At 69.5% G+C, this 2,980-nt stretch carries 3 protein-coding genes and 1 pseudogene; all 4 read right to left on the bottom strand.

The genetic code is table 11. From position 1 onward, the window contains the following. Positions 1–233, bottom strand: a pseudogene (locus QK444_RS34860) (hypothetical protein); the annotation flags it as partial. 110 nt (positions 234–343) lie between these two features. Further along, positions 344–997 (bottom strand): histidine phosphatase family protein, encoded by a 654-nt coding sequence (locus QK444_RS34855; RefSeq protein ID WP_282786255.1) that lies wholly within the window; start codon positions 995–997, stop codon positions 344–346. A 56-nt stretch (positions 998–1,053) separates the two neighbouring features. Beyond that, positions 1,054–1,266, bottom strand: a complete 213-nt coding sequence (locus QK444_RS34850) for a hypothetical protein (RefSeq protein ID WP_143983343.1) — start codon at positions 1,264–1,266, stop codon at positions 1,054–1,056. Between the two features lie 129 nt (positions 1,267–1,395). Then, on the bottom strand, positions 1,396–2,980 hold a 1,585-nt coding region (gene lysX / locus QK444_RS34845; RefSeq protein ID WP_282786254.1), incomplete at its 5' end, for a bifunctional lysylphosphatidylglycerol synthetase/lysine--tRNA ligase LysX.

Below are 2,980 nucleotides of genomic sequence, written 5' to 3'. Positions count from 1 at the left end.
GGCTCAGGATTCGGCGCGGGCCGATGGTCGGGCCGACCCGGATCGCGGTCGGGGACCGGACGTTCCGGACCGTCGCCGGGGTGCTGTGGACCCGGGCGGGAGATCTCCACGGCGGTGGGCGCCGCCGCGGTCGCCGGAATGGCGACGGCGGCGAGCGGAATGGCCGTCAACGCGGCCGCGAACGTGGCACGCCCGATCACCCGGCGGCGTCCGGAGTTCCTCGTGAATCGCATCGGAGTCCTTTCGGTCTGATCCGTACCGCCGTGGCAGCGGTCCGTGCGATCCATGAGAATCCGCCGAGCTGTGCCCGCGGTCCGATGGAGCTGGGAGTCCGCTGGGAGCGTCAGCGCAGCGCGCGGGGGAGCAGATCCCACACGTGGCTGTTCTCGTTGACGGTGGCCGCCGTGCGACGCCCGCTGCGCGAGTACAGGATTCGGGTGACCGAGCAGTAGTCGATCGGAAAGGTGAGCGGGCGTTCGAGGCCCAGCACATCCTGCAGCAGCACATTGATCACACCGCCGTGCGCGAAGGCGACCACCGTATCGGTGTGGTCGGCGGCGGCGGTGATCGCCGCGACCGTGTCCAGCACCCGGGCGCGGAAGGCGTCGGCGTCGATCTGCTCGGGGATGTACCCGGCCTTGATCCGCTCGTACACCTGCTGGAATTCGCGTTGCGCGTCCTCGATGGGGATGTACACCGGCAGGTCGCGATCGTATTCGGCGAGACCGTCGCAGATGTCGATCGCCAGGCCCAGCTTCTCCGCGGTGGGCCGCGCGGTTTCGCGGGCGCGCAGCTGCGGGCTGCTCACCACCCGGGCCACCCGGTGCGGGGCGAGCACTCCCGGAACCCGCCCGGCCTGCTGGACGCCGATCTCGGTGAGGTCGGGATCGGCCGCCACGGCGGTGCCGTGCATGTCTGGGGCGGTGCCGTGCATGTCTGGAGCGGCGGTGCCGTGGATGCGCTGCGGCTGGGCGTGACGGACGAGGATCAACTGCACGTCTCCTACTGTGCCGTACGCCCGGCCCGGACCTCCGGCCCGGGCCGGCCCCGCCCCTACTTCTTCTTGCGCTGGGTGACCAGGTAGACGATGCCGAGAATCAGCACCACCAGCCCGATGCAGCAGATCGCGCCGAAGATCAGCCCGCCCTTGCCGCCGCTCTTCTTGCGCTTGGCCTGGTGCTCGAGCGCGGCGGTCCAGGTGTCGGGACTGGCCCAGACCGAGTGGTCGAGCAGATTCGCCTGGGTCATCAGGTCCAGGTAGTACATGTGGGAACCCCCGTTCGGTTCGCGACCCGTGGCACGGGCCGATCGTCGAACGGTAGTCGTGCCCGGGCCACGTCGCGTTAATACGCGCAGGTCAGGCCGCGACATACCGCGCGACACGGGATTCTGCCATCATCGTGAATCGCTCTGCGCGGTACGCGGTTTCACCAGCGGGAAGGGCAGTGTCTCGCGGATGCTGCGCCCGGTGAGCAGCATGACCACGCGATCGACGCCGACGCCGAGTCCGCCGGTGGGCGGCATGGCGTGCTCGAGCGCCTGCAGGAAGTCCTCGTCCAGCTCCATGGCCTCCGGATCGCCGCCCGCCGCCAGCATGGACTGCTCGGTGAGCCGTCGACGCTGTTCGAGCGGATCGGTCAATTCGCTGTAGGCGGTGGCGAGTTCGACACCCCAGGCCACCAGGTCCCAGCGCTCGGTGACCCCGGCGATATGCCGGTGGGCGCGGGTCAGCGGGGAGACCGAGGTGGGGAAATCGATGTAGAAGGTGGGCTCCTCGGTGTGGGATTCCACCAGGCGCTCGTACAGTTCGAGCACGAGCTGGCCCTCGTCCCAACCGAGTTGGTAGGCCACCCCGGCCTTGTCGCACAGCAGCCGCAGCCGCTCCACATCGGTGTCGGGCGTGATGGTTTCGCCGAGCGCCTGGGAGACCGCGCCGTGCACGGTCTTGACCGTCCACTCGCCGGAGATATCCACCTCGGTGTAGCCGCCGTCGCTGTCGGGCCGCAGCGCCACCATCCTTCCGTTGGCCGCCACCGCCGCCTGCTGGACGAGCTGGCGGCAGGCGTGCATCATGCGCTCGTAATCACTGTGCGCCTCATAGGCTTCCAGAATGGTGAACTCGGGATTGTGGCTGTAGTCCACGCCCTCGTTGCGGAAGACGCGGCCGAGTTCGAAGACCTTCTCCATGCCGCCCACGCACAGCCGCTTGAGGTACAGCTCCGGCGCGATGCGTAGGTACAGGTCCAGATCGTAGGCATTGATGTGGGTGGTGAACGGGGTGGCGTTGGCCCCGCCGTGCACCTGTTGCAGCACCGGGGTTTCCACCTCCAGGAACCCCCAGCCGCCGAGGGTGTCGCGCAGGGAGCGCACCACCGCGCTGCGCTTGGTGAGCAGCTCGCGGGTCTCGGAGTTGACCGCCATGTCCACGTAGCGCTGCCGCACCCGCGCCTCGGGATCGGCCAGGCCTTTCCACTTGTCCGGCAGCGGATGCAGGCATTTGCCGATCATGCGCCAATCCTGCGCCAGCAGCGACAGCTCGCCGCGGCGGCTGCGGCCGATCTGCCCGCTCACCTCGATCAGGTCGCCGAGATCGAAGAACTCGTCGAATTCGGCGGCGCGACCGGTGCCGACCCGGCCGCGGTCGATCATCAACTGGATCTCGCCGGACCAGTCGCGCAACAGCGCGAACACGACGCCGCCGTAATCGCGAATTCGTAACAGCCGCGCGCACACTCGCACCGTGGTGCCCTGCGGCGACCGCCGGGCGGCGGCGATGGTGTGCGTCGGCGGATAGGCGACCGGGTAGGCGTCGATGCCGCGTTCGGTGAGCCGCCGCAACTTGTCCATGCGCACCCGGACCTGCTCCGGACGCCGCGGTCCCGGATCGGCCGCGGCGTCCTCGGCCGGATCGGGCGCGCTGCCGTCGGCGTGCAGGCCGGTGATGGTGTCGGGCACCGCGGAGGTCACGCCGGTGTGCCGG

The organism is Nocardia sp. CC201C (assembly GCF_030010695.1).
In the GTDB taxonomy this organism is placed as follows: domain Bacteria; phylum Actinomycetota; class Actinomycetes; order Mycobacteriales; family Mycobacteriaceae; genus Nocardia; species Nocardia otitidiscaviarum.
The sequence above is the reverse complement of the archived record's forward strand: the minus strand, read 5'-3'. Positions and strand labels throughout refer to the sequence as shown.

Coding starts and splice junctions, on each gene's coding strand:
- QK444_RS34850 (WP_143983343.1), bottom strand. CDS start 1,266: ATGTACTACCTGGACCTGATGACCCAGGCGAATCTGCTCGACCACTCG.